Raw genomic sequence first — 21870 nt, 5'->3', positions numbered from 1 at the left:
TTAAAGCCTGCTTAAATAGTAGCATCTTTGACTCGGCTCGCCCAGCCTTTAATAAAAAAACCGGGCCGCTCGCTCTTGGAAAAGAATTAGCCAATATTAACCAGGTGAAAGGATACCAGTCCGCCAACCAGCGCGGTAATCAGATAGAATACCAGCGTTTTCAGACGCTGACGGCCGCGAAGTAAAATGCATAAGGCAGTAAGCACAATCACTGCCGGATAAGTTAACTGAAGAATCGGGGAAAGAAAAGCGGCAATCCCCTTAAAATCCAGTAGTGAAATGGCAAATGCCGTTAAGCTGGTCAAACATAGAAAAAACGGAAATTTATCCTCTTGCTTAAACAGTGAGCAAAGGTAGCGCGCAAACAAATTGTTCAGAGCCACTGCAGTAGTCAGGCATGAAAAAAACATGGTGATTGCCATAAATAAAGTGGCTTTATCACCCATTGCATAGGACGCTATTGCCGGCAGCATCAACTCCGGGGAAACATCGCCAATCAGACTGGAGTAATGAGCACCCAAATAGACCAACCCTAAGTAAATGATTGCCAGAAGACCGGCCCCAATGATACTGGGTTTAATGGCGAAACCGATGATTTCTCTGGATGAGGCATTAGGAAATTGCTGTTGAATCTGCTGAAAAATTAAAGCAGAAAAGAAGAAAGAAGCGAACAAATCCATCGTCTGGTAGCCGGTTACAAAACCGTTATTAAAAGCAGCAAGCGCAGCCGTATTACCTCCCGCCTGAGGAGATTTCCACATTGCCACACCAATCAGAACCACAAGCGTCAATAATAAAAGCGGACTCATCCATTTGCCAAGCAGTTTGACCATAATGCGATCATTTAAACAGAAAAAGAAAGTTATCAGGCAAAAGACCAGACTAAAGGGCATCAGAGAGATTTTGGGGAACAGGTAATTAACACTGCCATAAGCCACTGTAATGCAGCGTGGAACTACACCAAAAGATCCTAATAAAGCCAGCATAATTAAAGGAAGCAATATGCCTGCTGTCTTCCCAGCCTCAGAGAAAAACCGCTGATAGCTGCCCTGGTAAAGCTTAATCACAAACAAGCCCATCAGCGGCAAAAAAATGCCGGTCAGCAAAAGCCCGGCAAATCCCATTAACCAGTTACTTTCGCCCGCATATCCGATTTGCAAGGGGAAAACCAGATTTCCTGAGCCAAAAAACATTACAAAGATGGCAAATCCGTAGATAAAAATTGATTTGTAATTCTGCATTGAGTTCTCCTTCATGCGGGTTTGAGCGAGATAAGTTCAGCTGTGGTTATCCGTTAACAGGCCACAGAGACCACATGGAGGACTCGAAAGTCGAATTGTGAAAACAGAACATCAGAACTTGTCATCAGGAAAGAAAACTTCTTGTCAAAATACCGTTTTATCATACAAAAGCCAGAAAAAATGTTTAATAATGTTACAGACTTTCTCCTTTATACACAGTTTTGCAAGTTTTGGCAAGCATTATCCACTTGCGGCGGTCTATGGAGGCTGATTTCCTGGCTAGGAAATATATCCGCAAGAATTTAGGGAGCTTAGTGAATATGCGCAGGCTACACCCGACTTTGTCATTTCCGCGAAGGCGGAAACCCATTTCAAACATGACACTGTGCCAAACCATCTATAGATTTCCGCCTTCGCGGAAATGACAATATGGCTATAGTCCAGAAAAAACTTAGGCAAACAGCCCTAAGAGCTGTCGGATCACCTGATTAAGAAAGAGAATATAGGCGGCAAATCCCAGATAGGCGAGCAGGATAAGCAATCCGTCTTTTTCTATCAGACCCAGGCCAAAACAAATGATCAGGGCCGCGAAAACAAAATTGCTAAGAGGAATCGGCAGCAGTAATAATAAACTTAGAAGAAGAAGGCAAAGTCCGTGGATGTGCTCTGCAATGCCTGAGAAGCAAAATAACAACCGCGGTTTTAGCAGCCGTTCGATATATAATAAATAAGGCCTTGTCCTGCTAAGCACCTTTTCCAGAGTATCAATATCAACAGTCTGGCGAGCCAGGCGCGCAGGCAACCATAGGCTTTTTCTGCCAATAATTAAATGCAGAGCGATAAAGACAATTGGCAAACCAAACACAAAAGAAAAGCCTGGAATAATTGAGATTGGCAGGCCACTGGGCAAAGCAAACAGAATAGTGATTAAGCCAAATGCGCGTTCTCCCATTGACTGAATCAATTCCCCATAACTAATCGATTTCTCTTTTTTATGAGCTGAAACAATTTTTCTCAATAATTGAGAAACCGATTCTTTTTTTCTGGCTTTTTTAATTGCCGGTTTTTTCTGACCCTTTACCAAACCTGACTCCATTAAGCGCGCTGTGCTTGTAACTGTAACTAAAATAGATCACCAGTCCAATAGCCATCCAGATTACAAAACGTAGTAATGACAGAGTGGGAAGATTAATTATTAAATATAAACAGGATATCACCCCTAAAATTGGAACGACTGGCATAAAGGGCGTTCTGAATGGTCTTGGCAAATCCGGATGAGTATAGCGCATCACAATGACCCCGATACAAACAGTAATGAATGCAAATAAGGTTCCAATATTCACCAGCTCCGCCAGTTCATTAATTGGCAGAAGAGCCGCAATGAGCGACATTAAAACACCACAGATAATAATGATTCGAACCGGGGCCTTTGTTTTTGGCGAAGTCCTGGCAAAAAATCGCGGTAATAAACCGTCTCTGGACATCGCCAGAATAATTCTTGTTAAACCATAGAATAGAACCAGCATTACAGTGGTTAGCCCGGCAACCGCACCTATACCGATAAACCCGGCAGCAGCTCGATAGCCAAGCAGCAGCATTGCATGCGTTACGGGTGAAGAAACATTCAGGTCTGGATAGGGAACAATACCCGTCAGCAGTCCTGAAACAATAATGTAAAATAAGGTACAAAGAATTAATGAGCCCAGAATACCAACCGGCAGATCGCGTTGAGGATTGATTGCTTCCTCAGCCGCGGTAGAAACCGCGTCAAACCCAATGTAGGCGAAAAATATCAGCGCGCCGCCCTGAACCACTCCTTCCCAGCCGAAAGGTAGAAAAGGAGTCCAGTTGGCAGGATTGACATTGGAACTGGCGATAATGATAAAGAGACAAAGAACGATCAATTTCACAAAAACCATTAAATTATTGACCCGGGTGCTGGATTTGATTCCTATACTCAGCAGCAACATTAGAAATAAAATAATCGACATTGACAGAACGTTAAATACTCCGCCGCTCTGCGGAGCATGCAGCAGATCCGCAGGAACTATAATGTGCATCGCTTTCAGCAAATCGTTAAAATACCCGCTCCAGCCGACGGAAACAGCAGGAACAGAAATCGCATACTCCAGAATGAGATCCCAGCCGACAATCCATGCCATTAATTCACCAAAACCGGTATAGGCATAACCATAAGCACTGCCGCAGCCGCCGACTGCCGCTGCCAGCTCTGCATAGGAATACGCTGAAAAAGCACAGGCCAAGCCAGCAAGAATATAGGAGAAAACAATACCGGGTCCGGCGTGCGTTGCGGCAACAATACCAGTTAGAACAAAAATCCCGGCGCCGATAATCGCGCCCACACCGAGAAATACTAAATCCAGTGCTGACAGGCATCTGGCCAGACGTGAGGATTCATCTTCCAATTCGGAATTAACCGCTTTTTTACGAAACAAGTCCATGTTAGTATGCTCTTAATAAATAACAATTTTACTAATGGTGATTAAGCTACGCACCCGAATTCAATTCACTGTAGCATTAAACAAGTGCTGGCTGAACCCCTTCATTTCAATATCAAATGAATCGTTTACTATTTTTACTAATTTCAGGCCTATCCACGGCAGCTCTTGCCGGCGAAACGTCTTCATCCTGTGAAGGTCTTCCTTATTTGATACATAAAACATGCCAGCGTTTGCATCAGATATGGACTGAAGGCAGCAATGAGCTATATGGAACAGGCTATGCCTGGCATAACCGCTACACTTACGACAAGGAGCGCCTGAAAACTTATAATGAACAAGCCTGGGGCGGTGGTCTGGGGAAAGGGTTCTATGATGAAGACAATGATTGGCATGGTCTGTACGCGATAGCATTTCTTGATTCGCATAAAAACATTGAACCCGCGCTGGGCTATGCATTTTTAAAAGTGGCGCATTTGAGCGAAAACCTGCGGCTTGGCGGGGGTTACAGCGTACTGGTCACTGCCCGGCCTGATATTTTCAAGGGCATCCCATTTCCGGGAGTCCTCCCCTGGCTATCCATCAATTATCGCCATGCCAGCATTGGAGCTACTTACATCCCTGGCGCGCAGGGCGCCGGCAATGTTTTGTTTATATTTGGGAAATGGACCTTTGAAAAACTCTGAGCGAATTCGCTGCACCTGGTGTCAGAAAGATGAGCTATACCAACGCTACCATGATGAAGAATGGGGTGTTCCTCTCAGAAATCGTGACAAGCTTTTTGAAATGATTGTCCTGGAAAGTATGCAGGCAGGTTTGAGTTGGCATATTATTCTGAAAAGACGCGAAGTGATGCGTAAGGCGTTTTATAATTTTTCTCCCGAACGCCTGGCGGCTTTAAGGGATGATGAGCTCATTACATTTCTGAGTAATGAGGAATTAATTCGTAATCGGCTCAAAATTTTTTCGATCAGGAAAAATGCACAGGCATTTCTGCGTATCGAAGAAACACAATCTATTGCTGATTACCTCTGGCAATTTACCAACGGACAGGTTATTGTCAATAAAAGGCATGATTTATCTGAGATTCCCACTGAATCCAGCGAGTCTCGTGCTATGGCCAGACAAATGCGTAAAGATGGGTTTGCCTTTCTAGGTCCTACCAGCTGCTATGCGTTTATGCAGTCCGTTGGCATGGTTAATGACCATATATGCTCTTGTTATCGTTATAATGAACTTATTGAACAAGCTGATACTTGATTTGTCAGATTAGATTCGCTAAGATAAATGCCTTGCCTAAAAATAGTACAAACTGCCCGTATGATTTTCTGAAGGAATAGAATGCGTTAAAGTCAGGAAATGAGCTGAATCATGCTAATTTATCACTCAACGAGGATATGTTATGTCTGTAGAAGGAATAGTTGGATCCTTAGCCTCACAAAAAAGCCATGTTTCTGAATGGAATAAGCAAGATACCATATGGGTGTTGGGTCTTTATGGCACCGCCATTGGGGCAGGAACCTTATTTCTTCCTATTAACGCCGGTTTACATGGCATCTGGCCGCTGATTATCATGGCGTTGCTGGCTTTCCCGATGACTTATTTTTCCCATCAGGCACTCTGCCGTTTTGTTTTGTCAGGCTCGGGCAAAAGCAGTGATATTACCGAAGTGGTCGATGAGCATTTTGGCTCACGGGCAGGGCGCATTCTGACACTGCTGTATTTTTTTACTATCTACCCTATCCTGCTGATGTATAGTGTGGCCATTACCAATACAACGCAAAGCTTTTTATTGAACCAGATGGGAGTTACTCCACCGCCACGCTCACTAATAGCGCTGGTGCTCGTCCTGGCGTTGATGGCCATCGTTCGCTTTGGTCAGCAAATGATCGTACGCTCGATGAGTTTATTGGTTTATCCTTTCGTCACCGTTCTCATTCTTTTGTCTCTTTATCTTATTCCGCACTGGAATAGTGCTATTTTTGCAGAGAGCAGCAGCTTAAGTGAGGTTGCCGCCAGCAGCAGCTTCTGGAAAACACTGTGGCTGGTGATTCCTGTGATGGTATTTTCTTTTAATCACACGCCGATTATCTCTTCATTCGCGGTTGCTCAGAAACAGCGCTATTCTACTGGAGCTGACCAAAAAAGCTCGAGCATTTTAAAATATAGCCATCTAATGATGGTGGCGACCGTCATGTTTTTTGTATTCAGCTGTGTGCTTAGCCTTTCACCCCAGGACCTGATTCTCGCCAAACAACAGAATATTTCCATTCTGTCCTATTTAGCCAATCATTTTAAAACCCCGGTGATAGCCTACATCGCTCCTTTTATTGCCTTTATTGCGATTTCAAAATCCTTTCTCGGGCATTACCTGGGCGCCAGCGAAGGCTTGCAGGGATTGATTGTCAAGGGATTACAAAAACGAAACAGGGATATAGCCCATAACAAAATACAACTGGCCATCGAAGTGTTTATGATTATCACTTGCTGGCTGGTGGCGACCGTCAATCCCAGTATTCTGGGCATGATAGAAACTTTAGGCGGCCCAGTCATTGCAATCATATTATTCTTAATGCCCATGTATGCTATTGCCAAAATTCCTGTCTTACAAAAATATAAGCAACCTTTTACTAATACCTTTGTGATAGCGATGGGGCTAATCGCTATTTCAGCCATTCTTTATAGTCTGATTTAAATAACTCCGCCTGATGTGCCTTGCTTCAGGCGTCTTTTTTTAACCCTTGAGCGAAACACCCATGCTTAGTTTTGATTTAAGTACACTCGAAATTGCTATTCTGAAGACAAAAAATCCCGGAGAATATCCGAATGCCATACCCCTGGATACATTATTATCCAATAGCGACTATCAATCAAATCTGCCAGAAGGTCAGCATTATGCGCTTCGCCTGGCCATTCGTGAGCAGGCCTATGACGCAGTTTATGGTCTGCTTAGTCTTCCTAACATGAGCCAAAGCATTGCTCCTTCCTTCAATCTGATCATTAGGGAAGCACTTGACTCAACTGACGACATGGTCTATTTAATTGCCCGGCACCCAGCCATTCAGGCCAATATAAATAGGTCAAAAGATCAGTGGAAAGGCCTTATTGAAAAGAAAGATATTACCGAAATACGCAGTCTCTTTAATCAAGTGCTATCCCCTGCGGCTAATGACAGCCTCATCAACCATACTGGCAAGCACAGGTTTTTCCCGCAGGCTTCAAGCAAACCACAGACCCTGGCGGAGACGGTATACGAAATGTTCACTTCCTGTATGCCTTCACTCAATGGTTTTAATAGTTTCAATGACTAGCTGAAAAACCTTATGATATAATTGCCACAAGAAGCTATTTGTTTTCCATAGGGACTCATTGATGTCTATCATTCAAATACAATTATATCAACGACTGAAGCGAGCCGCTTTTTTAAATTTTTAGATGAGCCTGAGGCTAAATTAATGGGTCAGAAAGTTAGTATTTTTTTCCAGATAAAATTTTAATAACTCAGATGTTAGCTTAGGAAATTCAATCCCCACACGGTTTATTATCGGCTCTAAAGTCCGGTTTGAAAATTGTCTATTGAATTTTAACCGAGGCAAGTCATCCAGTTTTTCAGGGAATAAGGGTAAGAATCGAGTCAAAGCGTTATCTTTACCATCTAAAACCGCCTGAGTTAATTGTGCTTTCCATACTTCATAGGTAACAAGTTTTAAACTGAATCCAATTTGAGCAAACAAAACTTTAAGGTCCGAAAAAGAAATCTGATTTGGATTAATAATATGATAGGTCTGGTTACCATGAGTATTCATAGAACAAGAACCAATCATTAACCTGGCGCCTGTATCCACTGGAATCATTTCAATTTTGGTTGATAAATTTGGGGCAATTCCTAATTGGACCATTGAAATCAAATAGGCCATGACAAAGTCATGAACTGGCCAATTCCCTGTAACTGTATCGCCGCTGATTCGACCAAAGCGGTAGATGCTTACAGGTACTCCTAAAGTTCTTGCTTTTTGCATTAAAGACTCAGCGACCCATTTTGTTTGCGAATAACCACCAATTAAAGGGAATCCATCTTCAAAATATATATCCGTATCTTCTTCTATTTTTTTATGTTCCCATTCTTTACGCCCGGGGAAAATTCCGGCAGTAGATACATAATGAACAGGAATTTTTCTGCTGGCGGCTAGTTCGATAATTGTTTTTGTTCCGTTAACATTGGAGGGGAACAGTGTATGAAAATCACTAATAAAATTGACATAAGCACCACAATGTACAATTAAATCAATATCATTTTGTAAAGATTTAAATTCGTCTGATTGCAAAGAAAATCGTTCCTTATCCAAATCTCCGACAATTGATTTTAGTCTGTGCTCGTAGAGCGATACATCCATAGGAAGTAAGAGTAATTGCTCTTTGAGCCGTGCTAATGCATGCTCATTATCTTTACCTCGTACTAAACAATAAACAGTGGCCTCTGGAAATTGTGCTAATAACTCTACCAATAAATACTTACCTAAAAATCCGGATGCACCTGTTAAAAATATTTTTCTAATCGCTGGTTTGGCTGCTGGCTTTTGTTTTACTGAAGTTATTAGTTTAAGAAATGCACCATCATGCTTGAGTTTGGGCAGCTCTGCATACTGACGTAAATAATTGGCTGTTAAACCAGTGAGCGGTGAATACTTTATTTCTTCATTTTGATTTTTATCTAAAAATCGGGATAGTTTTTGAATGGTATTGTGTTTGAAAATATCTTGCAGACTGATGGGTTGTTCAAAATCATGTTGCAATTTCATTAAAAACTGGACTATCTGCAGCGAAGTGATCCCTAATTGATCAAACATTTTATCACATGAAATTTCCTGATTTTGGGTAATACCTGATAAAATAGACTGTATTTTTAGTTCTGTACTGTTCTTTGCCTCAATTAACTTTTGAGAAGCTGCTTGGTTTAATCGGTTCAACTCTTCAATTTTTAAGCTGGACAATTTAATTTTATTAAATTTATGGCTGGATAATCGCGGTAATTTGTCCATCACATTATAAACATGTGGAGCAGGACCTGAGCCACCATTCTTCTTTAATTGATTGTTTATGATGAGTTCGGTTAGTTCAAGTTGATTGTCTTGAGCAATCACAACATGCGCCACCAGGAACTGAGTGTCTTGAGACTGGTTGGTGTTAATCGTGACACAACATTCCTTAATATAAGAAAGCTCCATGAGTTGCTGTTGTATTTTACTTAAATCAACTCTTATGCCATTGATTTTAGAAACGGAATCAGTCCGTCCAAGAATATAAATCTCACCGTTAGGTTTAATTAAACCAAGATCACCGGTGCGATATAGTCTATCGTCGGGCTGATCAGACTCTGCATTTAGCAATAAGCGATCGTCCTCTGGTGCTAAATTGGTCATATAAGGTGTTCGTATAACAATTTCACCAGACTCACAAATACCGCAAATCTTTTTATTATTCATAATAAATACCTGGCATCCAGGTATTGGTTTTCCAATAGGCATGATTTGATGCTGAGGATGTTCAGGAACCATATAACAAACTTTGGCAAGCGTTGTCTCAGAAGGTCCATATAAATTGATCAGTACACCATAATTATAAAAATTTCGTTGGAGCGTTCTTATTAGATTAAGTGTTAAAGCCTCACCTGCAAAGAAGATATACCGCAAGGAACGCAAATTGTGTGCTCCAAAATGAGTACTGTTTAGCATAATCATGTGAAACAGGCTTGGCACCACATGGAAAAAGGTTATGTCTTCCTTATCAATCCAGTCAAAAAATATAAGTGCGTTTTCAGCTAATGAATTGTCAGGAACTACTAATTTTGCACCGCTTACCAAAGGAGAAAAAATTTCCCTTAAACATACGTCGAAATGGACATTGGTAATTTGTCCACAAATGTCAGTATTGTTTAAATGAAATTCATTTACTTGCCAATTAATAAACTGTGAAAGCCCAAGATGGTTTCCATAAATAACTTTAGGTTTATTTGTAGAGCCGGAGGTGAACATAATATATGAAAGATCATGGGGCCTGATTTTTGAAGAGTAATTTCTTAATTCATGAATTGTTGCCGGAACTTTTTCAATACTAATTTTATCCAAATCAATTAATGTCAAATTATTGTCATTTATAATGTTGCGAGTTCGTTCATGTAAAGGAGAACTTTTCAAAACAAGGGCATTATTTAAATGTGGGAGTCTGTCATTTAAAACCTGTTCCTCAGCAGACTCATCTATCAAACAAAACGGAACATTCAAAAATAAAGCACTCACTAAGGCAGCATGCCACAGCAAATTTCGCTTGCCTGTTATGATATATGCTGGAGGCTTAGGCATATCTCTAAGGGCAGAAAACACTAAAAGTACTGTATTAAATAGATCCTGATAAGTATATTGCTGATTAAAACAGGAAATTGCAGTGTGATTGTTATTTTTTTCAAATGATTTCAGGAGAAGAGCAGTAATTAACGGTATTTGCTCCTGGATTAAATTTTGCTTAACATTTGGTAATGTTATGTCCCTATAGTAAGTCAACAGCTGATATTGATTAATTGCCATATCTGGATTTTCAGCAATTTTTTCTATTAAATCCTGATATTGCTCTAGAAAAAAACGCGCTGTGAGGTTATCTATACATTCGGTTTGAAACGTGAGTTGACCGCTTAGAAGAGACTGTCCATTTACAAACTCACCAATAATATAGAAATTCATTAAATTTGAAATAGTGGTTGAAATAAATGCTTCTTTTATAAATTCAGCATTTTTTAAATTAAAATGTTTACGCCACTCAGCCGAAATATAGTTAAATACAACTGCATTTTGAAAAAAATTCAAATTCATTTGATGCTCGTATTGCAATTTTTCAAGAATATAATCAAAAGGAATATCATCGTGACTCATGATTTCATTCATCACATTTTTCAATTGGGTGATGACATCAAAAAAGGATAAGTTATCATTCATATCCAGAATCAATGGAAGGCCATCCAGCATTGGCCCCATGATGGATTGTTGTTTGGGATGAAATCTGGCAAATCTTGGTATAATAACAGTTATTGTTTCTTGTCTGGAATAGCGATATAAAAGGGTGATAAACACTCCTAAAAGTATGGTGTTATTAGACACACCCATTTTCTTTTTTAAATCTTTGATTGCTTTGAAAGCATTTTTAGAAATCATTATATTCGTGTTATCGGCTTTTTGGGTCGGAGCAGTGTCCATATTTAAAAAAGGAAGTGCTAATGGAGTAGCTCTTTGCAAATATTTTTTCCAGAAGCTGAGTCTAGACTTTTCAAACCAGGAATTCGTCATATTTTCGATAAAGATGTAATCACCAAACTGAATATTTTTGTCGCATGCTGCCAAGGGTTTTTTATCGATTAATGAAGCATATGTTTTTGCGATTTGCGTTTGCAAATGATATAAGGTCCATCCATCCGCTATCATATGATGAAAACAGGCTACTATCTTGAAATAGTGATTAGGTAATAAAATTATTGATATCTTAAATAATGGCAGCTGTTCAGGATTAAATGGCTCCAAAGCCAATTGATTGCAGAGTTTTTCTATATTTTGAGAATTATGGGAACTGGATAAATCATATTGCTCAACCGCAAAAAACTGTTTGTCATGCACTGTAAAATAGAGCTGACTATTCTTCATGAAAAAAGTTGTTCGAAAGATATCGTGTTGATTACAGACATGATTAACTGCTTCCTCAAAAAGCCTGGAATCAATCTCGCCTTGAAATAAATTGTAGGTTGTAATTCGAGAGGATGCGGAAAAACCATCCACCAAACTGTGTTTATAAAATTTCTTTTGGCTGATAGTAGCCCGTTCATCAACTTTTTCCATGTACGGTTTTTTAAGAGAATAGATAAACCAGAATACAGACTGAGTAACAATTTTTTTAAAATTCTTTTTTATAAATTTTACATGCGAGGTGTTCATCAAATGACTCCATACAAGTTTATTTATTCGTTAGCACTATCTTTAAGTACCGATGAATAGTGAGTTTTAATCAATTGTTGACGGCAAATTTTTCCCAGCTTGTTTCTAGGTAACTCATTTACAAATAGACATTGATCGAGTCGGTACTTTGCCTCAGACACCTTACTGGCTCTAAAGATTCTATCTATTAATTCCTGTTGCTGTGTGGGATTAGTATTCGCTACAAAAAGTACTACTTTATCGCCTGAGTGCTCAGGAATGGGTACGCCACATATGGCAAAATCATTCATACCTACGACATTCATATAATGATTTTCCAATAAGGATGGTAACTGTTTGGTTTCATCTGCTCTTACAATGACATCTTTTAATCGTCCGGTGATATGCAAACATCCAGACCTATCAAAATAACCCACATCACCGCTATGAAACCACCCATCATTAATCGCAGATTTTGTTGCTGAATCATCTTTGTAATATCCTTTAAAAAGACGTTTACTTTTAATCAAAATCTCGTTATTCGCCTCAGATATTTTAATCTCAACATCATTCATTCTTAGACCAACGGAACCAAACTGAGCAGGTTTCTCTTTGCGAACAGTAGCGATACCGCCTATTTCGGTAAGTCCATATCCTTCTAATATGTTAAATCCAATTGCATTTAAAAATATTAATTTGTTTATATCTAATGCAGCACCTCCTGAAAGTATGATTTTTAAATCAGGATTCACCTTCTGATGAATTGCGTTAAACAGCTTGCGGCCATGGTTTTTATTGAACCAACGAACAGATAATTGATTGATTGAATAAGCCCCTTTGAAAACCAGACGTTTAATGGCATTTTGTTTTTTTATAGAAGTAAATATTGATTCATATAATTTTTCTAACAACATGGGTACGGCAGGTAAGCATTCAATTTTGTTTTTATTCATCAATGCAGCAAAATTAGCTTGAGGATTTGATAACACAATATGTCCACCAGTCATAATGGTTGCCAGAACAATAGACAATGGATATATGGCGGTTAATGGAAGAATATTAAGAACATTTTTGCATTGATACTGTTTGATTTCATCCATGTAGATTTGCACCACAGCAGCAACAGTGTACTCTGATAACATAATCAGTTTTTCTTTACCTCCAGTTCCGGATGAAAATATCATTGTCATCACATTTTCCGGACTCGATTCTAAATCATTTTTTGCTTGATATCTGTAGCCATTAATACCGTTTATATCCAATTCAGAATAGGCTTCTGGTATAGTACTTAGCCTTTTTGACGAACTGAGAATAATATGGGGGCAAATAAAGGATATTTTTTGATTAAAATCTATCGAGCTGATATTTTCATCAATTGGAATTATTATCGCGCCCGTATTGATTAAAGAAAAGTAAATAGCAATCCATTCGATTGAATAATCCCCTATCAGGACAACTCTTGGCTTGTATACTGATGAGATATTTTGAACAAAGAGGGAAGTGTATTCTTCAATTAGCTTTAAAAAATGCTCTCCCCCAACAGTATTGTTGTTGTACGTTATAATTGCCTTTTTTATACTTTCCTTCGAATCCCTCAATAGTTTTTGTATATTTTCTTGCATCGAATCTCAAACTTACGTGAAAACAGATTGCTGTATCATTATACTGATAGTACACATTTTAACCACAATCAAGGAGCGACTAGAAATTTTTAAATGACAAATGCTCATCGGTATCCTTTAACAATAAAGGCCCTGAAACCTGCCCAGGAAGCCTGCCTGATTGGTGATTTTGTTCAAATTATGCTAAGTTTAGGAGAAAACACTAAGGACTTCAGGATGAAAACGTTTCTCGAGCAAGCCTATTTATACCGTCAATACCATCAGGAAAAAACCACGCTTTACACGCATCTGGCGGGGGTTCCGCTGATTATATTCAGCCTGATGATCTTTTTTGGCTACTTTCACGTGATTGTTCCTGGGATATTTGATATCACGCTGGCAGAAATTCTAACGGTTGCCTTATTAATTTATTATTTCAGATTAAACTGGCGACTGACCCTGCTTTTATTACCTGTGCTGGCGATTTTATTGTGGATCAGCGCGGTTTTAAGTGCTCCCGGGCCCAATGGACTTAATTTATGGATTTTCATACTCTGCTTTGTTATCGGCTGGATCCTGCAATTGGCAGGCCATTTTATGGAAGGAAGCAAACCTGCTTTCATGACCAGTGTACAGCAGGCTCTGGTGGCCCCTCTGTTCCTGGTAGCAGAGCTTTGTTTTATGGCAGGTTATCTGCCTAAATTGCGCGATGAACTGCATGGTCCCGAACCTGTAGTAGTCGCAGAGCCGGCATCAGTCGTACCCCCAACCTCTGTTCATACTCAGGAAGAAGAGGTCATTGTAAAGGATATAAAAAACCCGCCGGAGATTTAAACATCCGGCCTCTGTGTCCTCCGCTTCATGCGGGGGATTCAGAAATCCCATTCCTCATAAGCAAAAAACTGCCTGTCTATAACTTTTAAAACACGCCCTAGTATTTATAACCATAATCCTGCTCAGGTTCAGGTTCCGGATCGTCTTTCATCTCCGATAATCTTAGCTTGTAATGACCAGAACTATAGCCAGTTTCGGCAACATTCTCCTGAACTATTAATTCTTTATTCTGCAAGACCTGCGCTTCTTCACTCAAATTACTGAGCTGCTCCCATAATCCATTCAGTGACTCGGATATCTCCTGGCTGCTAATAGAACCCTCTTGTAATGCAAGCCCGTTCTCATTAATGTAATTTTGCAGTTCAGCAAGCCTGGGGGCAAAAGCTTCCTGCACATCAGCATCAAAGGTTTCAAATTGCTTTTGCATCATTTGCACATGGTTATTCAGGAACATCAGTTGATATGTGGCTTGCATCTCAGGTGAAGTCATTTCCAAAGCTTCTTCATGGACTTTCTGCAAATCAACAACAGGGCTGGCATGGAAATAATGCGTATCCCCTTCTTGTGTATAACCTTTCCATTGCATTTGGGTTGGAGGAATCAGAAATTCACGCTCATTGGGATACGCAGATAAAGGAGCTATGCATTTTCCCTTGACGTCAGTATAGGTAATTGCAATCTTATCGACGAATCGTTCTGCAGGCACTTCAGCCGAACTGATAAAATTTCGCTCAACACTAACTCCACCAGTCTCGGCTAGTTCAATACGCTGCTTCAGGGCATCCTCGCTATACACACTTTCATAACGGAAGGTTCCGGGAATAGTCACTTCCTGCGCTTTGGAGAGGCCGCTGGCGCTCATCACCGAATGCAGGATGACATCTCGTATCCATTCGGGCCTGTCTTCAAACTCATAGGTACCGCGAGTCAGCGCATTGATATTTTTATAGTAATCCGGAGAGGTGTACAGATTAATAGCCATCATTTCGGCATAATTCAGTTCGCGAACCGCGCCGGTTTTATCATTGTCTCGAAACAGTTCTTCACTTGGAAAAACACCCTCGATATCCGGTTTATATTGCGAATGATTATAAATATATTCTTCATATTGTTTATAATCAGGCGGCTTGAATTCCAAATGTTCAAAATTGGCATGCGTCAGGATTTTAGTCAGCTCAAGCTGCGTTCCATCATCAAAAATGATCTGAAACTCTCCATCGCTGTTTTTTATATAAAAGCCTTCCAATGCCAGCAATTTCTGAGTAATTAACTCCAGTTGATAGGTATAAGTATTTTTTGGCAGAGGTCCCGCAACAGGTAAATAGTCTTCGGTCTGGTTACAAAGACTCTTGAGCGCATCAACAACATCAGTCACTTTCGCTGCTTCAAAAGCAGCTTTAACGGCAGAGGGCGGGCTGTCCTTCGGATTTGCAGCCATTATCATTACTCAAACAGCTTGGTAATAACTATAGTGTAGTCAAAATCTACAAATTATGCCTATTTTTTGCCCGCCCCTGAGCGTTTTGATTTACTCACTACGATGACTAATCATAAAGCACTGATGAATCCGCTTGTTACGCTTGAAATCCAGATCAATGGTTTCCGCACTGATATCTTTCACCAGATAGCGCTCGCTAATCTCTGGAGCCAGTTTAAACTGGCGCAGATTAGTTGAGAAGTAAAGCACGCCTTGCCTATTTAAAAGACGCATGGCTTCTTCCACTAAAACGCTCTGATCTCTTTGTATATCCAGGGTTGTTTTCATCCGCTTGGAATTGGAAAAACTGGGGGGATCGAGAAAAATCACATCATATTTATCTTTGGCAATTTTCAACCATTCCAGGCAATCAAAATGAACAAACTGATGCCGGGATAAGTCAATGTGATTTAAGCGAAAGTTTTCTTCAGCCCAATTAAGGTAGGTGTTCGACAAATCGACATTGGTAGTGAAGGCTCCTGCCAAAGCGGCATGAACGCTGGCACTGGCGGTATAACAGAAACAATTTAAAAAACGGGTTCCTGAAGGCAGTGCGGCAAAACGCAGACGCAGGGGACGATGATCAAGAAATAAACCGGTATCCAGATAATCATATAAATTTACTTTAAGTTTAGCCCGACCTTCTTCGACGATCATCGTATGCTGTGTTTGCTTCACCTTCTGGTACTGATCGCTTCCTTTTTGCGGCTTTCTCGTTTTAACAACGAGCTTATCCGGATCAATATTCAAAGCTATGGGAACAACCTGCATAACCTCCAGGCTTCGCTTTTCTGCTTTATGAGCAGCGATTGAAGCGGGAGCGGCATATTCCTGGAGTACTGCGTAATCTTTATATACATCAATTGCATAGGCATATTCTGGTAAATCGGCATCATAAACCCGATAGCAGCTGATATTGTTTTTCTTCGCCCATTTCTGTAAATGCTGCGCATTCTTTTGCAGGCGGTTTGCCAGCATTTGTGCCCCGGAAGACAGCGACTCTTTATCATTATTCTTCAACTGATTGCAAGCGCTTATAGTCAGGCAGTAGAGTTTGCATTCCAGCGGGCCATTGAACAGGGTATATTGCTTACTGGAGCGAAGGCCTACCGCCTTGGCCAGCAAGGGATTGGTAGTTAGAAAAGCGGCCTCCCAGCCTTGAAAGTATTTATGACAGGTCGCTCCCAGCTGCTGATACAGGGGAATCAGCTGGGTAGTCTCTCCCATCCTCTCACCATAGGGCGGATTACACAGCAGCAAACCTTTTGGCGCCACCGGACGTGTATCTTGCAGGGCTTGCTGCTCAAACTCCACCAGGCGAGCCACACCGGCCTTTTCTGCATTGGCTTGTGCCATTCGAATCAGTTTGCCATTACTATCACTGCCTTTAATCCGGCAATGCGAGGGTCTGACCTGTTGCAGTGCCAGGGTTCGCAATTTCTCCCAGAGCGACTCATGGTGCTGAACCCAATGAATGACTGATTGATCATTTCGCAATAACCCCGGGGCAATATTGGCAGCCATCATCGCCGCCTCAATTACCAGCGTGCCCGAACCACAGAAAGGATCCTGAAAGCTATATCCCTTTTCCGCCAGTTCCGGCCATTTGGCTCGAAGGAGCATGGCTGCGGCCAGGGTTTCTTTCAGGGGCGCATCACCTGCCTGCTGGCGATAGCCTCGCTGATGCAGGCTATAACCGGTCAAATCCAGACTTACGGTCACCGTATCCAGTTTTAAGTGCGCGTGCAATCTTATCTGCGGTTTTTCGCGATCAATCGATGGCCTCTGCCCATGCAGTTTCCTGAAATGATCGACGATGCCATCCTTAACTACCTGGGCGCCATACATAGAGTTACGAATATGACTTGAAGAGCCATGAAATTCAATCGCCAGTGTCTTATCGGCCTTGAATACCGTTTGCCAGGGGAACTGATTACAAAGCTGATACAGACTTTGCTCATTATGAGCCTGGCCGCTGAACAATATCAATTGGACCCGGTTGGCCAGACGCGACCAGATGCAAATCTGGTAAATAACCTGTAGTCCAGCCTCGCCATAAACGCCTTGCGGGCTTACGCGTGTTATATGCAATCCCAAAACTTTTAGCTCAGCCTCGAGCAAATACTCCAATCCCTTGGCACAACTGACAAACAGGGAATAATTCATGCCTTCTCTTCAATATAAATAGTTAGCCCGTATTCTAGGCGAGCAAATATTGTTTGTCCAAAATTACTGTACTTCAACCGCGTCGCGGATCATGCGGAAAAGCGCTTTGTAAGCACCTAAGGATCGATTGGCCTTACGCTCATCAATTGCTTTTTTGATTAATTGCCGTAATTGCTGTACATCCTGAGGCTGATAATCATTGATAAATTCAGTAAGCGCCTCATTTCCTTCACTCATCAAGCGCTCGCGCCAGTCTTCCACCTCATGGAAACTGGCTGTCTGCGCGCTTTTTTCAGCCTGCAATAATTCATAGGCCTCCAGAATGGCCTCATGATCAGCGCCTCGCATTAATTTTCCAATCAATTGCGCCTGACGCCGGGTTGCACCATGGCTTTTAATCGTTTTTGCGGCATCAATCGCCTGCCGCAAAACTTCAGTTAAGGGCAGCTGATCCAGAGTACCAGCGGGCAGCTCAACCAATTTAACCCCTAATTTCTTTAAAGCGTCTGCATCACGCTTTTTTTGTGATTTGCTTATCTCTTCCATTACTAACCTTTTTAGAGATTGATTCTGGCCAGCCTGGCTTAAGACCGGCTTCCTCAATCAGTTTACTAACTTGCTCCGCAATCAGGCGGTGCACAACAGTGGTGGGATGCACGTGATCCCAGAATAAATAACTATCGCAGGAAAGCGGCTCTTCTTTGGCGGCCTCTGGCAATCGCGAATACACATAGGCTGTTTCGGCAGCCTCATGCAGTACCGGGTTGGATTCAATAATTGACCATTGCGTATCATTCATTGAGGGATTCTGCTGTTTTAAAAAATCATGCAAGGCAGCCCGTGAAGGGAGAAGTGCTGTAAGCCAGCCACTGTAACTGCCCATATAGCAGGGATCTTCAATGTTCGTTATATTATAATCCGCGGGGTGAGCGCTTGATTCATTAAAAAAAGTATAGGCATCAAAATACAAAAACAGGACATCGGGATACTGATTGCGCAATGCTTCAACCCGCTGCTGTAACTTTTGATTATGCGCGAGGGTCAGGCGTGTCAATAGAGAAGGATCACTCATCTTTTTTGATTGCGGCAGTTTTGCTAAATCCGGTAAATTAATAATCAGAAATTTATTCCCGCCCCTGCCAATCAAACGCTCTGTCACATTTCCTATCGCATCGACAACCCCGTCAGTAAGCGGCTCTACATTGGTAGGACCATTTATATAATTATTTGCACCAATCCATATGGAATACAGGCTGGTTTCTTTGTGCCCGTAAGTATTCCAGTAAAAATAATCATCCAGCTCTACCGTTAGTGTGAAGGGCAGGTTTTCTTTATAGGATAATACCGCCCCTGCTCCCCCAACCGCGTAATTCTGAAAACCGATGGTATAATCAGAAGGGAAATAATTCTGGTAAACATATTCAGCCCATAAAGGCCCGTTGGAAAAATGCCCTTCGTGATAGGGAGGTGAAACCGGTAGAAAATGGAGAAAATAACGATATAAATTACCATTGTCTGATAAACTGTCGCCAAAAATCACCATCGTGTCAAACTCAGGATTAAATCCATACGAGGCCGCCGAGATCAGCAGCCCGCAAAATACTATTTGCAACTTCTTGATTAAATTCATAAAGCCATCCTTGTGAAAATCAGAGATCCAAGAGTATAAAAAACTTAATCACTAACAGCCAGCCCGGAAAATCCACTGGTCAGACGGGGTGAACGGCGGACTTTAAGATAGGTTCTGCTTATTGCGTACAAATTGTAAATAATTATTAACAGCAGCAGTGTATGCAGCCAGGTTACGGTCAGATGCGCAAATAAGGGCAGAGTGATTAAAACACCCAGGCAACCGGAAAGGCTTAAGATCATCGTTTTCTTTAAGGGTATTTTATCCTGTTGTAAAAAGACCAGGGTGGTGAGCGGCTGTTGCATGGCTCCAGCGGTGGTCATGATTGGGAAAGCGACAATCGGTGAAACATTCATCAGAAACAGAACACCCTGTATCATTACAAACAGCCCAATCCCTGCTGAGGTCAGAGCACCGCAGATGACCATGGCCAGAAAACCAATCACCAGTTTGGCTCCCTGCAGTTCAACCACATCACCGCCCACCGGCATTAATCGGAATTGATGAGCCAGCAACAGAAGAATAATTCCTGCAAAACAACAGATCATCGTTAAACGGATTGCCTGCTTGCTCAGCCTGCTCACTATAGCCCCGCCAATCAAACCACCGACACAGGTTCCAATTACCAGGGTCAGCATGGTGGTTAAATCAACATCAACCAGTTGCATGAAAAAAAGCGACTCGATAGTTCCCGGAATCACCTGGGCGCCGTTATTCACCGCCGGCAATTCATCATCTGGAAAAGTGCCCAGAAGCTTGGCCAGCGCGACGTTAACGGCAAAACTCCCAACCCCCAGGGTGTCAGCAATAAAGGCAATAATTCCGCTGATGCCCAATTTTAGATAATCCCCAATCGCCAGGCGGTTTTTTTGCTGATGGTTCATTTGATAGAACATTGCGATCACACAGACCGTACTCAACATCAGGATGACATATATAATCAGGGTAATCGCCATAACACTCACCGAAAAGAATCTGCACACGCAACAAGCAAAAAGGAAATTATACAGCAATTAACCTGCACAGCAAATAACAATTGGGGCAATCAGGAATCTTTATGACTTATTTTTGGACATGCTGCTATAATAACGGTACAGAAAATAAAAAAGACACAAGGATGTTCGATGACCATTACCATCAAAACCCCCTCTTCACCCACCGAAGAAGAACGAAAGATCCTGGCTGCACTTTTCGCACAAACCAGTAATGCCGAAGGATGGATGCCGCGCTATGGATGGCGGGCCGCAAAATCCTATGATGTCAGGCTTCGCAATCTCTATTACGACAATGTCTATTATAAAGACCAGATTGAAACAGTTGTACTGGGGGAGAAAATTATACGTTTTAAAAGTAAAAAGACACCGGCTAACATCAAACAGGACCGGCTTGAGGATAATCGTTATGGGGTATTAGCCGAAAAACCTCTGGGTAAAGGGGCCTTTGGTCTGGCAATTCCTGTAAAAGTCACTTATCGGCTCACCGATGGCAATACGGATTTAAGCTTCAAGGAAAAAAAGCAGGGGGAAAAACGCCTTGCCAAGCAAGTTGAACACGACCCCTATACACCGAGATCAAATTACGAGGGATATACCGGTTTAAAACGAGAATATGATATTGCAAGTAAAACACCCCATACCCATCCTAAACAGCCAGTAATGTATGACGGAAAGGCCTATATGGTTGAGCGTCTGATGGAGGGGCGCTGTCTGGGCGATATTATTGATGATGATCGTGCCATTGACTGGAGTAAAGCGGTTAAACCACTGACCATGCATGAACGCTTTACTATCAGTATCAACCTTCTTGAAGCCTGGAAAGAGCAGGTATTTAATCCTCAGATTATCCACCGTGATTTGAAGCCTGAAAATGTGATTATCGACGACGAACTCAACGTTAAAACCATCGATTTCGGTTTAGCGAGATTATTTACGGAAAAAATGCGTGACGACGTGGGCTCGCCAATGTATGTCAGTCCCGAAGCCGCGCAAAATAAAACGATCGATTATCGCGCCGATCTTTACTCTCTTGGCCGCCTGGTCGCCCTGGTGTGGAGGAACTCTGCTTTTTTATATAATGAAGCAGCAGCGGGTAAAGTGTTGGCCGTGGCAAGAGCCAATGATTATAGCCATATGTTTTATGCGCTTGATGTGAAGCCTGAGGTAAAAGAGCTTATTGTTGATACCCTGAAAGCGCTCACCATTATTGAGCCCAAAAGCAGAATCTCTGTTGATGAAGCCATTAATAATTTTAAAAAGGCAAGGGATCTGCAGCTTCCTCCCAATTTGGTCCCCCAAAAACAAGAGTCGCTGACATCAGCGGAGAATGATCTGGCGGCGCCAAACTCGCCCCCCCACGAGAAGAAAGGCATTCTACGCAAAGCAGCTATGTTTTTTGGTATAAAGAGAGAAAAGAGCAAAAGAAGTAGTGTCAATAAGGGAAAAACAGAGGAAGGGGTTAGAGAAAAGAGAGACAGCCATGATTCTTCTATTCACAATTGATTCTGCGATCAG

16 protein-coding genes are annotated in these 21870 nt (G+C 41.6%); 6 read left to right on the top strand and 10 right to left on the bottom strand.

Annotated features, from left to right (window positions below):
- Positions 1 to 86 precede the first annotated feature (86 nt).
- The 3 genes from LXA66_RS15335 to LXA66_RS15325 all read right to left on the bottom strand — a co-directional run bounded on the left by LXA66_RS15335 (position 87) and on the right by LXA66_RS15325 (position 3703).
- Entirely contained in the window at positions 87 to 1241 is a 1155-nt protein-coding gene (locus tag LXA66_RS15335; protein ID WP_165483090.1) for a branched-chain amino acid transport system II carrier protein, read from the bottom strand.
- A gap of 451 nt (positions 1242 to 1692) precedes the next feature.
- The gene (locus tag LXA66_RS15330) at positions 1693 to 2325 is read right to left on the bottom strand and encodes an exopolysaccharide biosynthesis protein (protein ID WP_233013841.1); all 633 of its coding nucleotides are present in this window, start codon (positions 2323 to 2325) and stop codon (positions 1693 to 1695) included.
- On the bottom strand, positions 2294 to 3703 hold the full coding sequence (locus LXA66_RS15325) for an amino acid permease (protein ID WP_233013840.1): 1410 nt from the start codon (positions 3701 to 3703) through the stop codon (positions 2294 to 2296). The genes LXA66_RS15330 and LXA66_RS15325 overlap by 32 nt, the downstream gene beginning before the upstream one ends.
- A gap of 116 nt (positions 3704 to 3819) precedes the next feature.
- Here LXA66_RS15325 and pagP point away from each other — a divergent pair, with 116 nt between their 5' ends.
- From pagP to LXA66_RS15305, 4 genes are all read left to right on the top strand, one after another.
- Positions 3820 to 4386 (top strand): lipid IV(A) palmitoyltransferase PagP, encoded by a 567-nt coding sequence (pagP, locus tag LXA66_RS15320; protein ID WP_233013839.1) that lies wholly within the window; start codon positions 3820 to 3822, stop codon positions 4384 to 4386.
- Positions 4373 to 4960 carry a DNA-3-methyladenine glycosylase I gene (locus LXA66_RS15315; protein WP_233013838.1) on the top strand — a complete coding sequence of 196 codons (588 nt, stop codon included), beginning with the start codon at positions 4373 to 4375 and terminating at the stop codon, positions 4958 to 4960. The genes pagP and LXA66_RS15315 overlap by 14 nt, the downstream gene beginning before the upstream one ends.
- Before the next feature lie 142 nt (positions 4961 to 5102).
- Positions 5103 to 6395, top strand: a complete 1293-nt coding sequence (locus tag LXA66_RS15310) for a serine/threonine transporter (protein WP_233013837.1) — start codon at positions 5103 to 5105, stop codon at positions 6393 to 6395.
- Positions 6396 to 6456: 61 nt separating this feature from the next.
- Entirely contained in the window at positions 6457 to 7011 is a 555-nt protein-coding gene (locus tag LXA66_RS15305) for a hypothetical protein (protein WP_233013836.1), read from the top strand.
- A 141-nt stretch (positions 7012 to 7152) separates the two neighbouring features.
- On the opposite strand, the gene LXA66_RS15300 is transcribed toward LXA66_RS15305, so the two are convergent.
- Both LXA66_RS15300 and LXA66_RS15295 read right to left on the bottom strand, forming a co-directional pair.
- The gene (locus LXA66_RS15300) at positions 7153 to 11673 is read right to left on the bottom strand and encodes a thioester reductase domain-containing protein (protein WP_233013835.1); all 4521 of its coding nucleotides are present in this window, start codon (positions 11671 to 11673) and stop codon (positions 7153 to 7155) included.
- A gap of 23 nt (positions 11674 to 11696) precedes the next feature.
- Positions 11697 to 13274, bottom strand: coding sequence for an AMP-binding protein (locus LXA66_RS15295; RefSeq protein ID WP_233013834.1), 1578 nt, complete (start codon positions 13272 to 13274; stop codon positions 11697 to 11699).
- 93 nt (positions 13275 to 13367) lie between these two features.
- Here LXA66_RS15295 and LXA66_RS15290 point away from each other — a divergent pair, with 93 nt between their 5' ends.
- Positions 13368 to 14087 carry a DUF962 domain-containing protein gene (locus tag LXA66_RS15290; RefSeq protein ID WP_370637286.1) on the top strand — a complete coding sequence of 240 codons (720 nt, stop codon included), beginning with the start codon at positions 13368 to 13370 and terminating at the stop codon, positions 14085 to 14087.
- Between the two features lie 97 nt (positions 14088 to 14184).
- On the opposite strand, the gene LXA66_RS15285 is transcribed toward LXA66_RS15290, so the two are convergent.
- From LXA66_RS15285 to LXA66_RS15265, 5 genes are all read right to left on the bottom strand, one after another.
- On the bottom strand, positions 14185 to 15525 hold the full coding sequence (locus LXA66_RS15285) for a hypothetical protein (RefSeq protein ID WP_233013833.1): 1341 nt from the start codon (positions 15523 to 15525) through the stop codon (positions 14185 to 14187).
- Between the two features lie 90 nt (positions 15526 to 15615).
- Positions 15616 to 17730, bottom strand: coding sequence for a bifunctional 23S rRNA (guanine(2069)-N(7))-methyltransferase RlmK/23S rRNA (guanine(2445)-N(2))-methyltransferase RlmL (gene rlmKL / locus LXA66_RS15280; RefSeq protein ID WP_233013832.1), 2115 nt, complete (start codon positions 17728 to 17730; stop codon positions 15616 to 15618).
- 63 nt (positions 17731 to 17793) lie between these two features.
- Positions 17794 to 18276, bottom strand: a complete 483-nt coding sequence (gene yjgA, locus LXA66_RS15275) for a ribosome biogenesis factor YjgA (RefSeq protein ID WP_233013831.1) — start codon at positions 18274 to 18276, stop codon at positions 17794 to 17796.
- Positions 18242 to 19360 (bottom strand): SGNH/GDSL hydrolase family protein, encoded by a 1119-nt coding sequence (locus LXA66_RS15270; protein ID WP_233013830.1) that lies wholly within the window; start codon positions 19358 to 19360, stop codon positions 18242 to 18244. Before LXA66_RS15270 ends, yjgA begins: the two co-directional genes overlap by 35 nt.
- A gap of 44 nt (positions 19361 to 19404) precedes the next feature.
- Positions 19405 to 20316, bottom strand: coding sequence for a TSUP family transporter (locus tag LXA66_RS15265; protein ID WP_233013829.1), 912 nt, complete (start codon positions 20314 to 20316; stop codon positions 19405 to 19407).
- Between the two features lie 168 nt (positions 20317 to 20484).
- On the opposite strand from LXA66_RS15265, the gene LXA66_RS15260 reads away from it, so the two are divergent.
- On the top strand, positions 20485 to 21858 hold the full coding sequence (locus LXA66_RS15260; RefSeq protein WP_233013828.1) for a protein kinase: 1374 nt from the start codon (positions 20485 to 20487) through the stop codon (positions 21856 to 21858).
- The last annotated feature ends 12 nt before the right edge of the window (positions 21859 to 21870 follow it).

Origin of the sequence: Legionella sp. 16cNR16C (assembly GCF_021297775.1) — a bacterium.
GTDB classification, from domain to species: Bacteria; Pseudomonadota; Gammaproteobacteria; order Legionellales; family Legionellaceae; genus Legionella_C; species Legionella_C quinlivanii_A.
Note: the sequence above shows the minus strand (reverse complement) of the source record. Positions and strands in the feature narration are given on the sequence as shown.